This window comes from Brachybacterium avium, assembly GCF_002216795.1.
GTDB lineage: Bacteria > Actinomycetota > Actinomycetes > Actinomycetales > Dermabacteraceae > Brachybacterium > Brachybacterium avium.
In genome coordinates, this window is the sequence record NZ_CP022316.1 from 2,141,987 (window position 1) to 2,162,012 (window position 20,026).

The 20,026-nt window shown below is 71.3% G+C and carries 18 protein-coding genes and 3 pseudogenes; 10 read left to right on the plus strand and 11 right to left on the minus strand.

The window, feature by feature from the left end:
• Positions 1-28 precede the first annotated feature (28 nt).
• Together CFK39_RS09625 and CFK39_RS09630 are read left to right on the plus strand one after the other, a co-directional pair.
• Positions 29-355, plus strand: a complete 327-nt coding sequence (locus CFK39_RS09625) for a GNAT family N-acetyltransferase (protein WP_089065271.1) — start codon at positions 29-31, stop codon at positions 353-355.
• A gap of 24 nt (positions 356-379) precedes the next feature.
• Positions 380-889 carry a mycothiol transferase gene (locus CFK39_RS09630; protein WP_089065272.1) on the plus strand — a complete coding sequence of 170 codons (510 nt, stop codon included), beginning with the start codon at positions 380-382 and terminating at the stop codon, positions 887-889.
• A 53-nt stretch (positions 890-942) separates the two neighbouring features.
• Here CFK39_RS09630 and CFK39_RS16855 read toward each other — a convergent pair whose 3' ends face one another.
• Both CFK39_RS16855 and CFK39_RS16860 read right to left on the minus strand, forming a co-directional pair.
• Complete coding sequence (locus CFK39_RS16855) at positions 943-1,290, minus strand: helix-turn-helix transcriptional regulator (protein ID WP_089065273.1); 348 nt, start codon at positions 1,288-1,290, stop codon at positions 943-945.
• Positions 1,287-1,757, minus strand: coding sequence for a 2TM domain-containing protein (locus tag CFK39_RS16860; RefSeq protein WP_089065274.1), 471 nt, complete (start codon positions 1,755-1,757; stop codon positions 1,287-1,289). The genes CFK39_RS16855 and CFK39_RS16860 overlap by 4 nt, the downstream gene beginning before the upstream one ends.
• A 273-nt stretch (positions 1,758-2,030) precedes the next feature.
• On the opposite strand from CFK39_RS16860, the gene dnaB reads away from it, so the two are divergent.
• The gene (gene dnaB, locus CFK39_RS09645) at positions 2,031-3,407 is read left to right on the plus strand and encodes a replicative DNA helicase (protein WP_157697128.1); all 1,377 of its coding nucleotides are present in this window, start codon (positions 2,031-2,033) and stop codon (positions 3,405-3,407) included.
• Between the two features lie 67 nt (positions 3,408-3,474).
• Here the strand turns inward: dnaB and CFK39_RS09650 are convergent, their stop codons facing one another.
• Positions 3,475-5,022 carry an HNH endonuclease signature motif containing protein gene (locus CFK39_RS09650; RefSeq protein ID WP_089065275.1) on the minus strand — a complete coding sequence of 516 codons (1,548 nt, stop codon included), beginning with the start codon at positions 5,020-5,022 and terminating at the stop codon, positions 3,475-3,477.
• Between the two features lie 80 nt (positions 5,023-5,102).
• Complete coding sequence (locus CFK39_RS09655) at positions 5,103-7,697, minus strand: excinuclease ABC subunit UvrA (RefSeq protein WP_089065276.1); 2,595 nt, start codon at positions 7,695-7,697, stop codon at positions 5,103-5,105.
• 71 nt (positions 7,698-7,768) lie between these two features.
• Here CFK39_RS09655 and CFK39_RS09660 point away from each other — a divergent pair, with 71 nt between their 5' ends.
• On the plus strand, positions 7,769-8,332 hold the full coding sequence (locus CFK39_RS09660) for a DUF421 domain-containing protein (protein WP_089065277.1): 564 nt from the start codon (positions 7,769-7,771) through the stop codon (positions 8,330-8,332).
• Positions 8,333-8,423: 91 nt separating this feature from the next.
• On the opposite strand, the gene CFK39_RS09665 is transcribed toward CFK39_RS09660, so the two are convergent.
• The 3 genes and pseudogenes from CFK39_RS09665 to CFK39_RS09675 all read right to left on the minus strand — a co-directional run bounded on the left by CFK39_RS09665 (position 8,424) and on the right by CFK39_RS09675 (position 11,324).
• Positions 8,424-8,861 (minus strand): OsmC family peroxiredoxin, encoded by a 438-nt coding sequence (locus CFK39_RS09665; protein ID WP_089065278.1) that lies wholly within the window; start codon positions 8,859-8,861, stop codon positions 8,424-8,426.
• 172 nt (positions 8,862-9,033) lie between these two features.
• Positions 9,034-10,019: pseudogene (locus CFK39_RS09670) on the minus strand (malate dehydrogenase).
• A gap of 52 nt (positions 10,020-10,071) precedes the next feature.
• Positions 10,072-11,324: pseudogene (locus CFK39_RS09675) on the minus strand (AI-2E family transporter).
• Between the two features lie 23 nt (positions 11,325-11,347).
• On the opposite strand from CFK39_RS09675, the gene CFK39_RS09680 reads away from it, so the two are divergent.
• Complete coding sequence (locus CFK39_RS09680) at positions 11,348-12,385, plus strand: diacylglycerol/lipid kinase family protein (RefSeq protein WP_089065279.1); 1,038 nt, start codon at positions 11,348-11,350, stop codon at positions 12,383-12,385.
• 43 nt (positions 12,386-12,428) lie between these two features.
• Here CFK39_RS09680 and CFK39_RS17490 read toward each other — a convergent pair whose 3' ends face one another.
• Both CFK39_RS17490 and CFK39_RS17495 read right to left on the minus strand, forming a co-directional pair.
• Positions 12,429-12,962 carry a 2-oxo-4-hydroxy-4-carboxy-5-ureidoimidazoline decarboxylase gene (locus CFK39_RS17490; RefSeq protein ID WP_420836219.1) on the minus strand — a complete coding sequence of 178 codons (534 nt, stop codon included), beginning with the start codon at positions 12,960-12,962 and terminating at the stop codon, positions 12,429-12,431.
• 153 nt (positions 12,963-13,115) lie between these two features.
• Positions 13,116-14,374, minus strand: a pseudogene (locus CFK39_RS17495) (nucleobase:cation symporter-2 family protein); the annotation flags it as partial.
• Positions 14,375-14,556: 182 nt separating this feature from the next.
• Between CFK39_RS17495 and CFK39_RS09690 the strand changes: the two are divergent.
• A complete protein-coding gene (locus CFK39_RS09690) occupies positions 14,557-15,768 on the plus strand; it encodes an MFS transporter (protein WP_089065280.1) in 1,212 nt (403 codons plus the stop codon).
• Between the two features lie 83 nt (positions 15,769-15,851).
• Positions 15,852-16,676, plus strand: a complete 825-nt coding sequence (locus tag CFK39_RS09695) for an alpha/beta hydrolase (RefSeq protein WP_089065281.1) — start codon at positions 15,852-15,854, stop codon at positions 16,674-16,676.
• Positions 16,677-16,750: 74 nt separating this feature from the next.
• Here the strand turns inward: CFK39_RS09695 and CFK39_RS09700 are convergent, their stop codons facing one another.
• The gene (locus tag CFK39_RS09700; RefSeq protein ID WP_089065282.1) at positions 16,751-17,032 is read right to left on the minus strand and encodes a hypothetical protein; all 282 of its coding nucleotides are present in this window, start codon (positions 17,030-17,032) and stop codon (positions 16,751-16,753) included.
• 119 nt (positions 17,033-17,151) lie between these two features.
• Here CFK39_RS09700 and CFK39_RS16875 point away from each other — a divergent pair, with 119 nt between their 5' ends.
• From CFK39_RS16875 to CFK39_RS16885, 3 genes are read left to right on the plus strand one after another with little or no spacing between them, the layout of a single operon-like run.
• Positions 17,152-17,385 (plus strand): hypothetical protein, encoded by a 234-nt coding sequence (locus tag CFK39_RS16875; RefSeq protein WP_245822446.1) that lies wholly within the window; start codon positions 17,152-17,154, stop codon positions 17,383-17,385.
• Positions 17,379-17,939, plus strand: a complete 561-nt coding sequence (locus CFK39_RS16880) for a serine/threonine-protein kinase (protein ID WP_245822448.1) — start codon at positions 17,379-17,381, stop codon at positions 17,937-17,939. The genes CFK39_RS16875 and CFK39_RS16880 overlap by 7 nt, the downstream gene beginning before the upstream one ends.
• Positions 17,936-18,436, plus strand: a complete 501-nt coding sequence (locus CFK39_RS16885; protein WP_245822449.1) for a hypothetical protein — start codon at positions 17,936-17,938, stop codon at positions 18,434-18,436. The genes CFK39_RS16880 and CFK39_RS16885 overlap by 4 nt, the downstream gene beginning before the upstream one ends.
• 21 nt (positions 18,437-18,457) lie before the next feature.
• On the opposite strand, the gene CFK39_RS09710 is transcribed toward CFK39_RS16885, so the two are convergent.
• Positions 18,458-20,011 carry a serine hydrolase domain-containing protein gene (locus CFK39_RS09710; protein WP_089065283.1) on the minus strand — a complete coding sequence of 518 codons (1,554 nt, stop codon included), beginning with the start codon at positions 20,009-20,011 and terminating at the stop codon, positions 18,458-18,460.
• Positions 20,012-20,026: the final 15 nt, after the last annotated feature.

Below are 20,026 nucleotides of genomic sequence, written 5' to 3' on the forward strand. Positions count from 1 at the left end.
AGGCGGCGGCCGGGAGGGGGTCTGGAGGGTGAGCACCGACATCGAGGACCACGCACATGGCCCGGACGAGCCGATCGCCGTGCGCGACAACCCGCGCGCCGAGCGCTATGAGGCGGTGCGCGGCGGCGAGATCGTCGGGATCGTGATCTACACCCGCACCCGGCGGCGCGTCGAGCTGATCCACACGGTCACCGACCCCGCGCATCGCGGCGAAGGCGTGGCCTCCCTCCTCGTGCGCACCGTCCTCGCGGAGGCCCGGGTGGCGGCCCTCCCGGTGCTGGTGATCTGTCCCTTCGTCGAGAGCTGGCTGCAGCGCCATCCGGAGCAGGCCCGCGGTGTCATCGTCGACGACTGAGCGCGGGCGGGGTAGCGTCGCTTCATGGACGCCGTAGACATTCTCCGTGACCTCGCCTCCCGCCCCCGCGTGGCGGCCGCCGCCCTGGGGGACCAGCTGAACCCGGTGAGCCTCAACGCCCGCCCCGGCGGGCATGACAACTCCGTGGCCTGGCTGCTCTGGCACACCGGTCGCGAGATCGATGCGCAGCTGGCGGAGCTCACCGGCGATGAGCAGCTGTGGATGGCGCAGGGATTCGACGCCCGCTTCGCCCTCGGCCAGGTGGGGGACATCGTGGGCTACGGACACTCCTCGGCCGAGGCGCGCCGCATCCTGATCGACGACGGGGCGGGGCTGCTGGAGTACGTCGATGCCACGTTCGCCGCGATGGAGCGGTACCTCGAGATGGTCACCGCCGCGGACCTCGAGGACGTGATCGATGCGCAGTGGGATCCGCCGGTCACTCGCGGCGCGCGTCTGGTGAGCATCATCGACGACGCAGTCCAGCACATCGCCCAGGCCGCCTACGTGCTCGGGATGCCGCTGCGCGACTGAGCACTGTTGCCCGGCCGAGCACTGTTGCTCGGCCGAGCGCCGTGAATCGCGGCTCAGACCAGCTCGCGCTCGATCCGCTGCAGATAGGCGAGCCCGACGGGGGTGAGCGCGAAATCCTGCCGCTTCGCTCCGGTGCGGGCCACATCGACCTTCTCGAGGTGGAGCACCCCGGAATCGGCGAGCCGTCGCAGGGTGCGGTAGAGGCCGCGGTCGGTGAGCGTCCATCCGGTCGTCTCCGCGAAGCGGGGGGCGATGCCGGCGGCCGGGATCGGTCCGTGCTCCTGCACGATCCGCAGCAGCGCGAGCGTGGTCGCCGACTTCTTGTAGACCTCGACCCAGGAGCGGGCCAGCTCCTCCACCCACTCGGCGTCCTCCGGGGCGGGGGGATCTGGGGCCGTCACGGGCGCGGTCCCTCGAAGCCGCGCTCGCCGAGGGCCGCGATGCCGTGGGCGATCAGCCCGATCCCCCAGAAGCCGGCCATGCCGAAGGTGGCGCCGAACCAGCCCGCGTCCAGGGCGAGATGGCCGTCGCCCTGGATGGCGGGCGATGCCGTCGCGATCAGGATGTAGGCGTGCAGCAGGTAGCCGGTGTTGACCATCGCGTAGGTGAGGGCATGGGCCACCAGGCGCCCATAGCGGACCCGACCCAGCGCCCGGCCGAAGAGGAGCAGGTAGACCGCGTATCCGATCGCGATCACGACCAGGGGGAGCGTGGTCAGCACCGTGATGCGGTTGTCGGCGAGCACGATGAGCAGATGCACCACCGCGGTCGCCCCGAGCAGGCAGAGGGCGTAGGGGAGCAGGGTGGCGTGCGCCCGCACGGTCCGGGACGCGGCGCCGGGCGGAGGCGAGGCGGGGGTGGTGGTCATGGCGGCCCTCCTGCAGGGCTGAGGATGTGTACCAGTGGAATACTGCGTATTGGTACTGTACCTGTGGTGCGGTGCATGGTGTAAAGGGGTGCGGGCCCGTGCGGCGGAGGCGGGAGAGCAGGCGCCGGGCTCGCCGCGCAGTGTGCATGACCGGTCCTCCACAGCGGCCGCCCAATGGCGTCCCAGCGGCCTCGCTGCCTGCGCTCCATGACCCTTGTCCCCCTCGACGCCGGGCGGGTATCCCTCCCGCGGCGGACTTCCTACACTGGCCCGGTGACATCCACCGAAGCCTTCGAAGCCGGGCCCGATCGCGGCCTGGAGCGCACCCCGCCACAGGACCTCCCCGCCGAGCGCGGCGTGCTGGGCGGCATGATGCTGTCCAAGGACGCGATCGCCGACGTCGTCGAGACCGTCCGCGGCAACGACTTCTACCGCCCCGCGCACGAGATGATCTTCGAGGCGATCATCGACCTGTACGGCCGTGGGGAACCGGCGGACCTGGTCACCGTCTCGGACGAGCTCTCCAAGCGCGGCGAGCTGGCGCGGGTGGGCGGCGGCGCCTACCTCGCGGATCTCATCGACATGGTCCCCACCGCCGCGAACGCCGGCTTCTACGCCGAGATCGTGGTCGAGCGCGCCACCCTGCGTCGCTTGGTCGAGGCCGGCACCCGCATCGTCCAGCTGGGATACGCCTCTGACGGCGGCGAGGTCGACGAGGTCATCAACGAGGCGCAGGCGCAGATCTATGCCGTCACCGAGCGCGGCCAGAGCGAGGACTTCCTCCCGCTGGGCGAGGTGATCGACGAGACCCTCAACACGATCGAGGCCACTCAGAACCGGGGCGGCCAGGTCACCGGCGTGCCCACCGGCTTCGCCGAGCTCGACGACCTCACCCAGGGCCTGCACGGCGGCCAGATGATCATCTTCGCCGGCCGCCCCGCCATGGGTAAGACGACCCTCGGCATGGACGTGCTGCGCTCCGCGTCGATCCACAACGGCAAGACCTCGGTGATCTTCTCGCTGGAGATGGACAAGACCGAGATCACGATGCGCCTGCTCTCGGCCGAGGCGCAGGTGCCGATGAACCGGATGCGCGACGGCTCCATGGACGACCGTGACTGGCAGGCGATGGCGCGGGCGATGAGCCGCATCGCCGATGCGCCGCTGTTCATGGATGACAGCGCGAACATGTCCCTGATGGAGATCCGGGCGAAGTGCCGTCGGCTCAAGCAGAAGCACGATCTGAGTCTCGTGGTGATCGACTACCTGCAGCTGATGAGCTCGGGCAAGAAGGTCGAGTCCCGACAGCAGGAGGTCTCGGAGTTCTCCCGCGCCCTGAAGCTGCTGGCCAAGGAGATCGACTGCCCCGTCATCGCGATCTCGCAGCTGAACCGTGGCAGCGAGCAGCGCACCGACAAGACCCCGATGATGAGCGACCTGCGCGAATCCGGCTCGATCGAGCAGGACGCCGACGTCATCCTGCTGATCCACCGCGAGGACTACTACGAGAAGGAGTCCGCCCGCGCCGGCGAGGCGGATCTCATCATCGCCAAGCACCGCAACGGCGCCACCAAGACCATTCCGGTGGCCTTCGAGGGCCACTACTCACGGTTCAAGGACATGGCGGGCAGCGGCGGCTTCAGCAGCTGAACGGGCGCCGCCCGCAGCACCCGACGCGGCGAGCACGGCGGTTGCGGGCGGTTGACGGGGCGCCGGTTCACGCAGCGAGTTCCATGGCGCTGCGGCAGAGCGCATCCACGCAGTCCGCGAGACGGAAGCCCGCTCCGCCCGTGCTCGCCGCGATGCGCTCCGGGTCAGCGCCGTCCTCATCGGTCGCGGAAGTGAGGGTCCGGATCGAGAGGTGCTCGAGCATGGCGGGCCAGCGGGCCTGGACAGGCCGTCCCTCGGCGTCGACCACGGCGAAGCGTCGTCCCCGCGGCGTCGTGGTCGGGGCCTCGGGAACCAGCCGCAGGCCGCCCTCATGGACCGTCACATGGTGCCGGCGGCACAGCAGCGCGAGACCGTCGATGTCGGTGGGCCCGCCCTCTGACCAGGGGACCACGTGGTGCGCATCGAGATGCTGGGACTGATGGCAGCCCGGGAAGCTGCACGTCATATCGCGCAGGCGCAGAGCGCGCCGCTGAGCCCGGGAGGCGAGGCGCCGTGATCTGCCCAGATGGAGGATCTCGCCGCCGGCATCCGTGATCGTGATCGCGACCTCGCCGGTGCAGGCCAGGCGTTCGGCGGTGCGTGCCTCCAGCGGGCCCGCCCCGAGTGCGCCGCAGATCTGCGGCGTTCCCGCGGGAACGTCGAGCGGGACCGGCTCGGCAGTGATCTCGGTGGCGGTCGGCGGCGCGGCGGGCGGCGTTCCCGCGGGAACGTTCTGTGTGAGCGCTTCGGCGCTGACCTGGACGATCACCAGGTGGCGATCCTCGCCGGAGCGATCGGCGGGCTCCGAGTCGAGGAACGTGCGCGCGATATCCAGCAAGGCATCGGCCTTGCGCTGCTCCAGGGTGGGCGCCGTGGTGATCTCGGCGGCGCTCTCAGCAGCTTCCCCCGTCGAGAGCTGATCCGCAGCAGGGATCGTGTGTGCGGGGCCGCTGTTCGCGAAGCCGCCGCTCGTCGGTCCGTCGGCGTCCGGATCGCTCTGCGGCGGCTCGGTCCCATCACGGTCCAGGGCGAGGTCGAGGGCGGTGATCACCTCCGCGCCCATCTCGGCGGGGAGCAGGGCACGGATCTCCACCATCCCGTCATCGCGGATCTGCCAGCGGGCCTGCCGCACCGAGTCCTGGCGGAGCCGGCTGCCGTCCACTGCGCGGAAAGTGGAGATGGTGCGGGCGAGCTGCGAGGCCGTCATGGAACGGGCGAGGTCCACGAGGAGTGCCTCCTCTGCGCGGCCGACGACGCGGGTGATCTCACGGACCTTGGAGTAGGACAGCCGCCCGGCGCGGAACTCGGCGACGGTCAGCGGCATCCCCGGCAGTGCGCGGGCCACCCGGACATGCTCCCGAGCGGTGCCGGGTGACATCGAGCAGGACCAGGACAGCCAGTGCGCTGTGGACTTCAGGCCCCCGAACCAGCCGAGCCCTTCGCCGGCGTCGAACTCCCCGACCATCAGCAGCAGTTCACACGTGGCCTCGGCGATCATCGCCGCCTGCTGCTGGATCCGTGCACCGAGCTCCTCGGCCGCGGGCCGGGTGAGCCGGGCGCGAGCCTCGGGCTCGGGACGGGGCGAGGGGATCTCGGGCGGTGGGGTGCGGGTCATGATGGCCTCCGACGGACGTCGACTCTGATCGTCGATCTCAGTCCATCAGAGGGGTGTGACAGCCGAAGCGGCGGGCCGGGTCAGTCGTGCGCGGGGCGGGCGACCTTCCGCAGCTCGCTCCCGGTCACGCTGGCGCCCGCCGCGAGGATCTGTGCAGGAGTGCCCTGGGCGACGATCTTCCCGCCCTTGTCACCGGCGCCCGGGCCCATGTCGATCACGTGGTCGCTCTGGGCGATCACGCGCTGATCGTGCTCGACCACGACCACGGTCTGGCCGGCGTCCACCAGCCGGTTCAGCTCGCCGACCAGCAGATCCACGTCCGCCGGATGCAGGCCCGAGGTGGGCTCGTCCAGCAGGTAGACGCTGTGCCCGCGCACGGTGCGCTGCAGCTCGGTGGCGAGCTTGATCCGTTGCGCCTCACCGCCGGAGAGCTCGGTGGCGGGCTGGCCGAGGGCGAGGTAGCCGAGCCCGATCGCGGCCAGCGCATCCAGTGCCCGGGAGATCCGCGGATCCTCCGCGAACACGTCCCGGGCGCGCGCGACCGACAGCGACAGCACCTCGGCGATGCTCAGCCCCTGCCAGGTCACCTCGAGCGTCTCGGGACTGTACCGGGTGCCGTGGCAGCGTGGGCAGGTCGCGTACGAGCCGGGCAGGAACACCAGCTCGACCTCGATGTGGCCGGTGCCGCTGCATTCGGGGCAGCGGCCCTCGGCGACGTTGTAGGAGAAGCGGCCGACGCCCCAGCCGCGCGCCCGGGCCTCGGCGGTGTCCGCGAACAGGCGCCGCACCCGGTCGAACAGGCCGGTGTAGGTGGCGAGGCACGAGCGCGGGGTGCGCCCGATCGGCTTCTGGGTGATGTGCACGAGCCGATCGATGCCGCCGCTTCCCCGCACCTCACCGTGGCGCACCCGGTCGTCCGCAAGGTCGGTGCTGGTCCCGGTCCCGGTGCCGGTCCCGATGCCGATCTCGGAGCCGGCGGCCCCGCCCGGCTCGGCCACCGGATCGGGATCATCGGCCACCGTGGTGCGCACGCGCTCGCCGAGCACGGTGCCGAGCGCATGGGTGACCAGGGTGCTCTTGCCGGCCCCGGAGACGCCGGTGACAGCGGTGAACGATCGCAGCGGCAGTCGCAGGTCGAGGCCCTGCAGCGTGCGGGTGTGCACGGCGTCGATCTCGAACCAGCCGCGAGGGCTCCTCACCTCGGCGGCCCCGCGCAGGGCGAGCGGGCCGGGCTGCAGATAGCGGGCGGTCACCGAGTCCGCCGCCTGGTCGAGGCCCTCGACCACGCCCGAGTAGAGCACCTCGCCGCCGTCGGCCCCGGCGCCCGGGCCCACGTCCACGATCCAGTCGGCGTCGGCGACCAGAGTCATGTCGTGCTCGACCAGCAGCACCGAGTTCCCCTCGGAGAGGAAGGAGTCCAGCAGGTGCTGGAGCACGCCCTTCTCGCTGGGGTGCAACCCCGCCGAGGGCTCGTCGAGCACGTAGGCCACGCCGAACAGTCCCGAACGCAGCTGTGCGGCCAGCCGCAGCCGCTGCAGCTCGCCGGTGGAGAGGGTCCCTGCTGGGCGATCCAGGGCCAGATGCCCCAGGCCGAGGCCGACGATGGTGCGCAGCACCGGCAGCACGGTGGGCAGCAGGATCCGTTCCGCCTCCTGTTCGGGGGTGCCCTCACCCTCGGGCAGCGCCTCGTGGCGGGAGGTCAGCGCGGCCAGGAGGTCATCCAGCGGCATCGCGGCGAGCTGCCAGATCGGCCGTCCGGCGTAGGTCACGCGCAGGGCGTCCGGCCCCAGGCGATGCCCCTCGCACAGCGGGCAGGATGCCACCGAGAAGTGGGTGAGGGCGCGCCGCCGGGAAGATTCCGCCTTCGAGGTCGCCACGGTGTCGCGCAGGTACCGCTCGACGCTGCGCCACTGCCCCCGGTAGGTGCCGTGGGTCTGGCCCGGTTCGCGCACCGGATGGACGGTCACCACCGGCTGCTCCTCGGTGTGCAGGACCCACTGGCGGGTCTGCTCCGGCAGATCGCGCCAGGGGCGATGGACGTCGACGCCGAGGGTGTCGAGGATGTCGCGGAAGTTCTTGCCCAGCCACGCCCCGGGCCAGGCGGCGATCGCGCCCTCGGTGATCGAGAGAGAGGGATCCGGGACCATCGAGGATTCCGTCGGCTCGCGCAGCACACCCGCCCCGTGACAGCGGGGACAGGCTCCGTCCGGGGTGTTCGGGGAGAAGAAATCCGAGGTCAGGCGACCGCTGTGGAGGGCAGAGCCCTTCTCGAGCACATCGGCGGGATGGTCCCCGGCGCGCGAGTACAGCAGGCGGATCGCGTTGGAGAGGTTGGTGGTGGTGCCGACGGTGGAGCGGGCCCCGCCCGCGGAGGTGCGCTGCTCGAGGGCGACGGTGGGCGGCATCCCGGTCACCGCCTCGACCTGAGGGTCCACGGCGCTGCCGATCAGCCGCCGGGCGAACGGGGCGACCGATTCGAGATAGCGGCGCTGGGACTCGCCGTGGATCGTGCCGAAGGCGAGGGAGGATTTCCCGGATCCGGAGACGCCGGTGAAGGCGACCAGTCGACCGCGCGGAAGATCCACCTCCACGTCGCGGAGGTTGTGCAGACGTGCCCCGCGCACGTGCACGAAGCCGTCATCGCCACCGGTCAGGGAGAGGTCGGGGAGGTCCATCCGTCCAACGTAGCAAGCGCTGCCGGGGCGACAGCGGCGAGCGGGCGAGCAGGTGGGGGAGAATGGGTCCCATGACCTTCTTCCAGGAGCTCTGGTTCCAGATCGGGGCGTCGCCCGCCGGTGCGCTGGGTGTGCTCATCGCGAGCATCGTGCTGTACCTGGTCTTCACGCTGATCCTCCAGGTCGCCGGGCCGCGGTTGAGTGCGAACCCGTCGATGCTGAGCTTCGCGGTGATGGCGCTGCTGGGATCCCTGGTCGCCCGAGCCATCCTCGGCGAGACCCCGACGCTGGTGGGCGGCCTGATCGCCGTGTCCACCCTGCTGGTGCTGGAATACCTCCTGGGCAGTCTCCGGCCCGGCTTCGATCGCGTCTTCGCCCGGCGCGGTCCCCGTCCGACGGTGGTGATGGTCCACGGCCACGTGCTCACCTGGCAGCTGCATCATCTGGGACTGCGCGAGGCGCAGCTGCACACGCTGCTGCGGCGCGGCGGCGTGCGCCGCGTGATCGACACCGACCTGGTGATCCTCGAGCCGCGCGGAGGCCTGACCATCGTGCATCGGGGCGAGAAGATCGATGAGCGCCTGGTGCGCGGTGTGCGCGGTGTGGGGCTGATCCCCCGCTCGCTGACGTACTGATCCCCGACCTCGCCCCGGGGACGCGGCGCGACGCGCTCCGGCCCTGCACCGCAGCGGGTGCAGGGCCGGAGGTCGGTGAGGGAGCGAGGAGTCAGGCGAGCGAGGCCGTCAGCGTGATGTCCACGCCGGCCAGGGCCTTCGAGACCGGGCAGCTGTTCTTGGCCTCTGCGGCCAGGCGCTGGAAGTCGGCGTCCTCGATCCCGTCGATCTTCGCGGTGACGCTCAGCGCGATCCCGGTGATCCCGCCTTCGGCGATGTTGAAGGTGACTGCGGCAGAGGTGTCCACCGAGGTGGGCGGGGTGTCGTTCTCGGCGAGCATGTTCGAGAACTGCATCGAGTAGCAGGCGGCGTGCGCGGCGCCCAGCAGCTCCTCGGGGGAGGTGGTGCCCTGGGCGGCCTCCTCCGAGCGGGCCTTCCAGTTCAGATCGAAGGTGCCGAGCTTCGAGGTCTCCAGGGTGGTGGTCCCAGAGCCCGAGAGCAGGTCGCCCTTCCAGGCGGTGGATCCGGTGCTGACGACAGGACGGGGCATGGTGACTCCTTCGATCGGCGGTCGCCCCCGCGCAGCCGCGAAGGGCGCTTGCTCCCCACCGTAGTCCCGGCACGGGGATCGGGGGAGGGGTCCTTCGTCCCGGACGCGGGGGAGGCGTCCCGCCCGCGAGCGCCGGCGGCGGCCTCCCGGGCACCGGCCGGCTCTCGGCAGATCAGAGCAGACCGAGGCGCTGAACCGCGTCACGCTCCTCGACCAGCTCGGCCACGGAGGCGTCGATCCGGCCCCGGGAGAAGGCATCGATCTCCAGGCCCTGGACGATCTCCCACCGCCCTCCGGAGGAGCGCACCGGGAACGAGGAGATCAGCCCCTCCGGCACCCCGTAGGAGCCGTCGGAAACGACTCCGGCGGAGGTCCAGCTGCCCGCGGGGGTGCCGTGCGTCCAGTCGTGGAGGTGATCGATCGCGGCATTCGCGGCCGAGGCGGCCGAGGACGACCCGCGCGCCTCGATGACCGCCGCGCCGCGCTCGGCCACGGTGGGGATGAACGTGTCGGTGATCCAGCTCGGATCGTCCACCACCTCGGGGGCCGGTCGGCCGGCGACCGAGGCGTGGGAGATGTCCGGGAACTGGGTCGCGGAGTGGTTGCCCCAGATGGTCAGGTTCTCGATGTCGGTGACCGCGGTGCCCGTCCTGGTGGCGAGCTGGCTGAGCGCGCGGTTGTGATCCAGACGGGTCATCGCGGTGAACCGGTCGTCCGGCACGTCGGGGGCGTGCGCGGCGGCGATCAGCGCATTGGTGTTGGCCGGATTGCCGACCACCAGGACTCTGATGTCGTCCGCGGCGCCGGCATTGATCGCTGCGCCCTGGGGGGCGAAGATCCCGCCGTTGGCCTCGAGCAGGTCGCTGCGCTCCATGCCTGGTCCTCGGGGCGTGCGCCGACGAGCAGGGCGACGTTCGTGCCCTCGAAACCGGCCGTCGGGTCGTCGAAGACATCGACGCTCTTGAGCAGCCCGAAGGCGCAGTCATCGAGCTCCATCGCGGTCCCCTCCGCGGCCTTGACCCCTTGCGGGATCTCCAGCAGCCGCAGCGAGACGGGGGTGTGCGGGCCCAGCAGCTGGCCGGAGGCGATGCGGAACAGCAGGGCGTAGCCGATCTGTCCGGCGGCACCGGTGACGGTCACGGTGACGGGCGATGTCATGTCGATCTCCTCGATCGTCGTCGATCTGGATGTCCCGACAGATTACTCGACCTCAGGAGTCGTCGTCGGTGGGGAGGGTCTCGGCCGTCGACGGGGTGCTGCTGCGCATCCGCTGATACTTCCACCGCTCGGCGAGGCTGGACTTCGACGATGCCCGGTTGCGGGGCGAGAGCGGGTCCTTCCCGAGGACGGGATCATCACCGGTCTGGTAGGTGTCGGTCCAGACCTGGACCACCGACCAGGCCACAGCGGTCAACGGCACGGCGAGGATCGCGCCGAAGAACCCGCTCACGATCGTGCCGACCGCGAGCGCCAGCAGCACGACGAGGGGGTGCAGGCTGAGCGCGTGGCCCATCACCAGCGGCTGGAGCAGATGGCTCTCGAGCTGGTTGACCAGGACGACGATTCCGATCACCACCAGCGCGATGAGGGGGCCGTGCGTCACGAGCGCCACCAGGGCGGCCAGGGCTCCGGCGACCGTGGCACCGACGATGGGCACGAAGGCGCCGACGAACACGATGACGGCCAGGGGCAGCGCGAGCGGTACCCGAGGATCGCCAGCGGCACCCCGATGAACACGGCATCGGCCGCTGCGATGATGGCGGTTCCGCGCACGTACCCGCCGAGCAGCTGGACGGTCCGGTCCCCGGATTCCGCCAGCTTCGCGCGGGTCCCGTCGTGGAACCAGCGCAGCGTGAAGCTCCACAGCAGCTGGCCGTCCTTGAGGAAGAAGAACAGGATGACGATTGTGAGAACCGCACCGGTGACGACCCCGGTGGCTGCACCGATGCCGCTCAGCGCACCGCCCAGGAAGGCCCCGCTGGTGACGAACCCCGTGACCTTCTGCAGAACGGAGTCGATGGATGCGGTGTCGACGGGGACCGGACCGGTCCGCAGAAAGCGCTGGAGCTCCTCCCAGCCGCCGACCGCAGAGGCCGACAGCTCATCCCACTCGCCGCGGACGGCGAAGACGATCCCGGTCACCACTCCACCCAGCACCAGCAGCGTTCCCAGGAACACCGTGAGGGTGGCCAGGACGCGGGACCAGTGCTTGCGGACCAGCCACGCCACCATCGGAGCGACGGCCGAGGCGAGGATGAGTGCCACCAGCGCGGCGACCACCACGATCCCGACCCGCACCAGGATCCACAGCAGACCTCCGACCACGGCGGTGATCAGCAGCAACTGCCCGCAACGCGTGCTCACCCGTCCCAGGGAATCGGACCAGAGGGCGGGGGCGTCCTCGTCGCCCGCGCAGGGTCGCGGGTGACGGCCCGCCGGTTCGGGGAACGAGGGGGTGGACATGCTCAGGAGGATACGCTCCGAGCATGTCGTCCGAGGCGCGCACAGCGGATCACGCAGCGATCATCTACAACCCGGTCACGGTCCCCCTCGACCGGATGCGGGACGCCGTCGAGGAGCAGGAGGAACGCCGCGCATGGAGCCCGTCCCGATGGATTCCGACCGATCGGTACGACTCGGGGCGAAGCGCGGCCTGCCGCGCACTGGCGACATCCCCCTCGGTCATCATCGTGGCAGGAGGCGACGGGACGGTCCGTGCCGTCGCCGGGGTGGTCCTGGACAGCGGCACACCGCTCGCCCTGCTGCCCTCCGGCACCGGCAACCTTCTGGCCCGCAACCTGGGGCTGCCCCTGGGGAACGTCACCGCGGCTGTCGAGGCGGCGTTCGGCGGGCTGACGCGACCTGTCGATGTCGGGGTCGTCGAGTTCGAGGATGAGAAGGCTGCGCGGAGCGCAGAGATCTTCCTGGTGATGGCCGGCATCGGTCTGGACGCGGAGATGGCGCGCACCACGAGGCCCCGGGCGAAGCGATTCCTCGGTTGGCTGGCGTATGTGCCGGCGATCGCTCGATCGGTGCTCGCGAACCGGCCGCTCGACCTGACGTACCGGGTCGACGACGGACCCACCAGGACGGCGCGTGCGCATACCGTGATCATCGGGAACTGCGGAACTCTCACCGGAGGCATGCTCCTGCTCCCCGCGGCCAGCGTCGACGACGGGCTCCTCGACGTGGTGATGCTGCGGCCCGCCCGCAGGATCGGGTGGGCGCGGATCGGGACGCGCCTGACGGTCCAGGGGGTCGCCCACCGTTCCCGGTTCGGTCGCGGCATGCTGCGCCGCGCGCCCGGACTGAGGACTCTGGCGTATGCCCAGGGGCGACGGTTCGAGGTCCGCTTCGCGAACCCCCACGTCGTGCAGCTCGACGGCGACAGCATGGGGCTCGCGCGCACGGCCCGCATCAGCCTCGATCACCGTGCCCTGCACGTGTGCGTCGAGGACGACTGTGGACGGGACGCCGGGCGGGAGGGTCGTGCTCCTGCGGACGCTCCTCGGGTCGATGGCTGACTGCTCCCGGTGCGAGAGCCGGGTCAGGTGCCCGCGTCGGCCCTCACTGCAGCGACTCGAACTTGCGGATCCAGGCGGAGCCGATGGGGTTGGCATCGGCCACCATGATGCCGAAGCGGTCCCCGGCGATCTCGGCGACCTGGGTCAGCGCGACGCGCCGCTCGTGCCCGCGGGAGTGGTCCAGGCGCCGCACGCCGTTCTCGATGATCGCGTCGAAGGAGTCGGTGCGGCCCAGGTAGGCCACGAAGGGCATGTCGAAGCGCTCGGCGTAGCGGGCGGAGAGGTCGCGGACCGCCTCGACGTCCTCTTCGGCGAGGTTCTCCAGCGCGAAGGAGCCCACGTCCTGGCTGATGGCGCCGGCCTGCTCCTCGTCGGCGGTGATCAGGGTGGCCATGTCCGGGTAGGTGCGCACCAGGGCGTCCTGCTCGGAGTGCTCCGCGGTCAGCACCGCGTCCTCGATCGCGGCGCGCAGAGTCGTGGCGTCGTCGAAGGGGCGCGCCTCCCAGGCCCGCTCGAGCGGCCAGGTGGCACCGTTGAACAGCGACCCGAAGGTGGCCACGAAGGTCTCGCGGTCCATCGCGTCCACCTCGGCGATCCCGATCCGCTCGCCCTCGGTGGTGGTGGCGATGTGCGCACCGCTCTGGCGACCGATGTGGAAGAACACCAGGTTCAGCACGATCGCGGTGATCGCGCCGACGGTCACCCCCGAGGAGACGAACACCTGCGCCCAGGAGGGGAACACCCCGGCGATGTCGGGCTTGAAGCTGACCAGCATCGCCAGCCCTAGCGAGGTGCCGACGATGACGGAGTTGCGGTTGTCGGTGAGGTCCACCGTGGACAGAGTCTGGATGCCCACCAGCGCCACCGAGGCGAACAGCGCGAGCGAGGCGCCGCCGAGCACGGGGGAGGGGATCGCGGCGACCACGGCCCCGGCCTTGGGCAGCACGCCGAGCACGATCATCAGCACACCCGCCCCGGCGACCACCCAGCGGGACTTCACCCGGGTCAGGCGCACCAGGCCGATGTTCTGCGCGAAGCAGGTGTAGGGGAAGGAGTTCAGCACCCCGCCCAGCAGGGTCGAGAGGCCATCCGCACGGATCGCCTCGGAGATGTTCTGGGGCCGGATCCGCTTGCCGACGATCTCCCCGGCGGCGAAGACGTCACCGGTGGTCTCCACCATCGTGATCAGCATGACGATGATCATCGAGACGATCGCGGTCAGCGAGAAGGTGGGCACCCCGAAGTAGAACGGCGTGGTCACGCCGAAGGCCGAGGCCTCGGTGACACCGCTGAAGGAGGTGTCGCCCAGCAGCACCGCGACCACGGTGCCGATCACCAGGCCCAGCAGCACCGCGATGGTGCCCAGGAAGCCGCGGAAGAACCGCTGGACCAGCACGATGATCCCGAGCGTGCCCAGGGCGTAGACGATGTCGCGGGTGGCGGGAGTGCCCTCGGCGTAGTTGGTGATGTCCCCCGCGGAGACGCCCAGCAGGGTGATGCCCATGGTGGTCAGCACGGTGCCGATCACCACCGGGGGAAGAACCGCAGGATCTTCGCAAAATAGGGGGCGACCAGGAAGGTGAACAGGCCTGCGACGATGATCGAGCCGTAGATCATCGGCAGACCCTGGGCACCGCCCTCGCCGCCGGTCGCGGCCAGACCGATCGCGATGATCGGGCTCACCGCAGTGGTGGTCACGCCCTGGATGATCGGCAGGCGCACGCCCACCTTCCAGAAGCCGACGGACTGGATCAGCGTCGCGATGCCGCAGGTGAACAGGTCGGCGTTGATCAGGTGGATCGTCTGCGCGGCCGTCAGGTTCAGACCCGAGGCGATCAGCAGCGGCACGATCACCGCACCGGCGTAGAAGGCCAGCACGTGCTGTATCGAGAGCACCGTGAGGCGGCCCGCCGGCGGGACCTGGTCGACGGGATGACGGCGCGGGGCGGTGGTGCCGGGCAGGGGCGCGGGAGCTGCGGCGGTGGTCATCGAAGTCCTAGGGGGTCCGTCGAGCGCAGGGCTCGACGTGGGGAGCGGGAGCGGGACCGGAGTGCGGGCCGCGCACCAGCGTAGGCCTCTGCCCGTGCGCCGCTGCCGGATCCGCCGCGCAGTGGACGTGAGATCCCCGTCATCCTGTGGCCGCGATGCGGGATGGCGGGTAGAAGAGAACGGTGACGACCCCTACTCCCCGCCGACCCCGGCTCCTCGGCCCCCTGCTCGTGGTGCTCGCCGTCTTCACCGTCGGCGTGAACCTGCGCCCGGGCGCGACCAGCGTCGGGCCGCTGATGACGGATATCGTCGACGCCTTCGGTCAGGGAGCGTTCGCCTCCGGCCTGCTCACCGCGCTGCCGCCGCTGATCTTCGGCGGCTTCGGACTGCTGGCGGTCCCGCTGTCGCGGCGGCTGGGGCTGACCGGCACGATCGTCGCCTCCTTCGTGGTGGCCGCCCTGGGACTGATGCTGCGACCCGCGAGCGAGGTCTTCGCCGTGTTCGTGGTGCTCTCAGCGCTCGCGCTGCTGGGCCCGGCGCTGGGCAATGTGCTGGTGCCGGCCTGGATCAAACTGCACGGCGGGACCCGGACCGTCGGCCTGATGACGCTGTACAGCGCGACCCTCGCCCTGGGCGGATCGGCCGCCTCGGCGCTCGCGGTGCCGCTGGCCGGCTCGGAGGCCGGCGGCTGGCGGGACTCCCTGCTGCTGTGGGGGATGGTGCTCGCGGTGCCGGTGGTGGTCTGGACGGTGGTGCTGACCCGCACCGGGCATGACTTCCCGCCCCCACCGGCGCGGGGCGAGATCGGCGGCTCGCTGCTGCGCTCGCCCACCGCGATCGCGCTGACGCTGATGTTCGCGCTGCAGTCGCTGAACGCCTACACCCAGTTCGGCATGCTCCCGCAGGTCCTCACCGATCTCGGGGTCACCCCCGCACGGGCCGGGGTGCTGGTCGCGGTGGTCGCCGGCTGGGGCCTGGTGGGCGGGATCGTGATGCCGACGGTGATCGCGAAGGTCCCTGGCCTGCCCTGGATCGTGGGCGGCTTCGGCCTGCTCAACGCCATCGGCTACCTCGGCCTGATCCTGTTCCCGACGGTCAGCCCGATGCTGTGGGCGTGCGTGCTCGGCATCGGCGGCTTCGCGTTCCCCACCGCGATCGCACTGCTGCCCGCCCGCACCCGCTCCCCGCTGGTCACCGCCCGGCTCTCGGGCATGGTGCAGCCGATCGGCTATCTGCTGGCGGCGCTCGGTCCGATCATCGTCGGCGTGCTGCTGGAGGCGACCGGGTCCTCCGCGGTGGTGCTGTGGTTCCTGGCCGGCACCGGACTGCTGCTGGCGGTCGCCGGCTTCCGGGTGGGGCTGCCGCGCCTGGTCGACCACGAGATCAGGGCCTGACCTCCACGCGCGAGGGCCGCAGCGGTCCCGGCCGGCGAGGAATTCCCGGGGAGGCGCAGCCTGATCCATGGGAGGATGCCCCCATGAGCCTCGTCCGCACACTGCGCATCCTGGCCTCGCAGCGGCCGTCCCTGCCCCCGCATGCCTGCGCCGCCCCGGAGCGGGTCCAGCGGCGCCGGCACGGCCATGTGCCGGTCACCTGGATCGACCCGGATCTCGCGAGCACCGCGACCATCGTCCACCTGCACGGCGGCGCCTACGTGGCCGGCGAGAGCTCGCAGACCTGGAACTTCCTCGAGGAGGTCGCCCGTCGCAGCGGCGCGGCCGGCGCGATGATCCACTACCGACTCGCCCCGCGCTACGGCTTCCCCACCGCGCTCAAGGACGTGCTGCACGCACTCGAGGACCTGTCTGTGCAGGCCATGCTGCGGCCCGGACGCTGGGTGCTCTCCGGGGACGAGGCCGGTGCCGGGCTCGCGCTCGCCGTCGCGCAGGTCCTCGCGGAATCGGAGGTGGGCTCCCCGGCGGCGCTGCTGCTCTCCTCCCCCTGGGCGGATCTCACCCGCGAGGAGCACCCCGATGAGCTGCGGGGGACGGCCGCCCGGCTCTACGCCGGTGCCGTGCCGCGCACCGACCCGCGGCTCAGCCCGCTGTACGGCCAGCTGTCGGATCTGCCGCCGGTGCACCTGGTCACGGGGGCGAAAGGGGTGCTGGCCGAGGACGGCAGGCGGCTGGAGGCCGCCCTCACCGCGGCCGGTGCGCCGCATGAGCACCTCGAGATCCGCAGCGGTGGCGAGCAGGTCGCGGTCGACGGGCCCGGCCCGCAGTCCCAGCAGGCGCGCCGCTTCCTCATCGAAGCCGCCCGCCGCGCGATGGGCATGGACGAGGTCGCAGGCGCAGCGCACTGACCGCAGCGCACCGACTGCAGCGTTCACGCAGGACGCCGCCGACGCAGCCCGGTCACCGCGTCATCGCGGTGGGATCACCGCAGCTCGGGCTCGGCCGCATCCGCTCGGCCGGTGTCCGCATCGAGCCGTCGGCGGATCGTCGCGGCCGTCCGGCGGTCCTGCCGCGTGGCCTTGTCGACCAGCGCGGTGGTGTCGTGCTCGGGCTCATCCGGCTGCAGCACCGTCCACACCATGAAGCCGATGGTCAGCAGGAGGCAGAGCCCGGCCAGGATCAGCAGCACCGGCCAGGAGAAGGGGACGGGATCCCAGAAGGGATCGCCCGCGATGGGCGCGATGACTCCCGCGGCGATGCCCATCGCTGCCCCCTGAGGTCGTGACGAGAGGACCCCGGCCCGATGATGGCGGAACTCCCGGGGTGCACAGATCAGCTCCAGCATAACGCCGCTGGGCACCCTGAGGTTATGCTGGAAATATTATGGCTGACGTTATTGTCGGGCGCTTCGCGCTCATCGACCTGATCGCGAAGGGCGGTTCCGGGTCCGTCTGGCGCGCATGGGACTCCAAGTCCGAGCAGCTCTGCGCTGCCAAGGTCCTGCGTCAGCGCGATTCCGCGGATCTCATGCGCTTCGTGCGGGAGAAGGGCGTCAGCTTCGACCACCCGCATCTGCTCACCCCCTACGGCTGGGGGCGGAGGACGAGCACGTGGTGATCGCGATGCCGCTGGTCTCCGGCGGGACGCTCGAATCCGTCGTGAAGAAGCAGGGCAAGCTCGCCGAGCCCGCCGTGGTCGTGATCCTCGACCAGCTGCTGAACGGGCTCTCCCACGTCCACGCCGAGGGTTGGATCCATCGCGACGTGAAGCCTGCGAACATCATGTTCGAGCCGCGCGGCACGGCCTTCCCCGTCTCCCGGCTGGCAGATTTCGGCATCGCCGTGCACGAGACCGATGTGCGGTTCACCCATGTGGGCATGGTCAACGGCACCCCCGGCTATATGGCCCCGGAGCTGTTCTCCATGGCCGAGCCGGCCCCCTCGCACGACCTGTACGCGGCCGGGGTGGTGGCGATGGTCGCGCTCAACGGCCCGATCAAGCTGCACGACGGCTCCTTCCGGCCCGACGAGCTGAACCAGTACCTGCAGGGGGTCACCCCGAAGCTCTCCGCGGTGATCCGCCGTCTGGTGGCGGCGCAGCCCGAGGACCGCTACCAGGATGCCGACACGGTGCGGCGCGACCTTCCCGGGTGCCGCAGGGCTATCCGTTGACCCACGCCGACGGCGCTGTGCTGAACCTCCAGGACACCCTGGACCCGTTGCCGCCGGACGCGCCCGGCGCCGTTCGTCCGGAGCGCCCGGTGCCCTCGTCGGCCGGTCCGTCGATGGAGGCGATCCGGTCCGGTCGGGTCCAGCAAGGCTTCAGCTCCGGCTCCCCCTCGCCGCAGACCGGCCCGCAGTGGGCGCAGCAGACGCCCCCGCAGGGCGCCCCGTCACCGCAGAGCGCACAGCTGAACCCTCATCCCTACACCGCGACCCAGACCTCGACCGGCCCCACCGGGCAGAGCGGCTCGACCCGGGGCAGCACCCTGATCGCGGTGGCGCTGGGGACGGTCTCGGCCCTGGTGCTCGGCGCGATCGTGGCGATCGTGCTGCTGCTGGTCTTCGACAGCTCCTCGGCCGCCGGAGAGCTCGACGGTGCGGTGGTCAGCAGCATCGGCGTCTCGAGCACCGCGGCCCCGGACGGCGAGGGGCACCCCTTCGCCTGACCCTGCCCCGGCGCCGAAGCGTCAGCGGGCGGGGGCCGCGAATGTGTCCAGGGACTGCACGAAGGACTCGCGACGCGGGTCCATCAGCAGCTCGATCAGCAGCGAGGGCGCGCCCTCCCCGTCACCGGGCACCGTCCAGCGGAGCCGAGCAGGGCTGAGCACCTGGGCCGCATCGACCCGCAGTCCCTCCAGCGCCGCCGCGTCGAGGCCCGCGCTCGCCAGCGCCGCGGCCAGGCGTCGCCGCCGCTCCGGGCGCGGCACGTCGAGGTCCATGTTGTCCGCGAACCAGGCATCGGCGACGGCGTCCTCGTTCCGGCTCAGCCAGGTCAGGGCCGCCGAGGCGGCCTCCAGGGTGCGGGGCGCGGCCTGCGGCCGGCGCGGGGCGAGCAGGGCGGGCAGCTCCCGCTGCAGCAGGCGCAGGGTCTGCATCGACAGCGGGGTGGCCGGGGCGTACTTCGAGTTCGCCAATGCCACCACGCCCACCCCGGAGTCGCGATGCCAGACCATGAAGGAGCCGTAGCCCGGGTAGCCGCCGGAATGGGAGATGACCTCGCCGAGATCGGGGAAGTGCTCCACGACCAGCCCGAAGCCGTAGCCGCGCACCCGGTCGAAGCCGGGGGACGTGCGGGCGGGATCCTCGGGGTCCGTCGGCAGAGCGCCCAGCGCCTGGTGGCGGTGCAGCTGCTGCATCTCGCGACGGGATGCGGTCGCCAGCGGGCCGGCCGCCCGCGAGGGGGCGTCGGGGGCGTCGGCCGCGGCGAGGAAGCGGACCCAGGCCGCGACATCATCGACGGTGGAGAACAGCCCGGCCATCGCGCCGTACACGCCGGGGGAGTCCAGCGGCACCGGCTCGAAGCGGGTGGCGTCGGTGCGGTCGGCGAGGCGGTGGCCGGTCGCGAGCTGGGAGCCGTCGATCTCCTCGCCGGACCAGCCGGTGGCCGCCAGCCCCAGCGGGGTGAGGAAGCGTCGCCGGATCTCGCTCGCGTAGTCACTGCCGGTGACCTCGTCGATCACGCGCCCCAGCAGGGCGTAGCCGGTGTTGGAGTACTCGAAGCCGGTGCCCAGGCGGTGGGCATGGCCGAGGCCGCCCCGCAGCGTCGCGGCGAACTCCTCGCGGGTCATCGCCTCCTGCCGATCGCCCCAGGGGTTGTCGGTCACCAGACCGGCGCTCATGGTCAGCAGCTGGCGCAGGGTGGGCTCGCGCTCGTCCGCGGCGAGGTCGAAGGCCCCAGCGGCCTCGGGGACGTGGGCGGAGACCGGATCGTCCAGGTGCAGGCGGCCCTCGTCCCGCAGCGCGAGGATCGTCGCGGCGGTGAACGACTTGGTCATCGAGGCGATGCGGGAGACGGTGGCGCGGTCCATCGGCCCGGTGCCCTCCGCGGGAAGGCCGCCGGTCAGCTCTCGGTGGCCGGCGGCACCCTGGGCCAGCACGGCCTGATCATGAGCGTGCCCGCCGATGATCGCCCAGGTCACCCCCGAGGTGCGGTGCTCGGCGACGGCGGTGTCGAACAGCTCGGCGACCGCATCGACAGCGGTGGAGGGGATCACAGGGGAGAGCAGGCTGGTCTCAGGCATGACTGTCACTGTAGA

What these genes read in the sequence shown, in the direction of transcription:
- CFK39_RS09630 (WP_089065272.1), top strand. Translation starts at nt 380, where the DNA reads ATGGACGCCGTAGACATTCTCCGTGACCTCGCCTCCCGCCCCCGCGTG.
- CFK39_RS16860 (WP_089065274.1), bottom strand. Translation starts at nt 1,757, where the DNA reads ATGACCACCACCCCCGCCTCGCCTCCGCCCGGCGCCGCGTCCCGGACC.
- CFK39_RS09650 (WP_089065275.1), bottom strand. Translation starts at nt 5,022, where the DNA reads ATGACCCGCACCCCACCGCCCGAGATCCCCTCGCCCCGTCCCGAGCCC.
- CFK39_RS09655 (WP_089065276.1), bottom strand. Translation starts at nt 7,697, where the DNA reads ATGGACCTCCCCGACCTCTCCCTGACCGGTGGCGATGACGGCTTCGTG.
- CFK39_RS09660 (WP_089065277.1), top strand. Translation starts at nt 7,769, where the DNA reads ATGACCTTCTTCCAGGAGCTCTGGTTCCAGATCGGGGCGTCGCCCGCC.
- CFK39_RS09665 (WP_089065278.1), bottom strand. Translation starts at nt 8,861, where the DNA reads ATGCCCCGTCCTGTCGTCAGCACCGGATCCACCGCCTGGAAGGGCGAC.
- CFK39_RS09680 (WP_089065279.1), top strand. Translation starts at nt 11,348, where the DNA reads ATGTCGTCCGAGGCGCGCACAGCGGATCACGCAGCGATCATCTACAAC.
- CFK39_RS17490 (WP_420836219.1), bottom strand. Translation starts at nt 12,962, where the DNA reads ATGGACCGCGAGACCTTCGTGGCCACCTTCGGGTCGCTGTTCAACGGT.
- CFK39_RS09695 (WP_089065281.1), top strand. Translation starts at nt 15,852, where the DNA reads ATGAGCCTCGTCCGCACACTGCGCATCCTGGCCTCGCAGCGGCCGTCC.
- CFK39_RS09700 (WP_089065282.1), bottom strand. Translation starts at nt 17,032, where the DNA reads ATGGGCATCGCCGCGGGAGTCATCGCGCCCATCGCGGGCGATCCCTTC.
- CFK39_RS16875 (WP_245822446.1), top strand. Translation starts at nt 17,152, where the DNA reads ATGGCTGACGTTATTGTCGGGCGCTTCGCGCTCATCGACCTGATCGCG.
- CFK39_RS09710 (WP_089065283.1), bottom strand. Translation starts at nt 20,011, where the DNA reads ATGCCTGAGACCAGCCTGCTCTCCCCTGTGATCCCCTCCACCGCTGTC.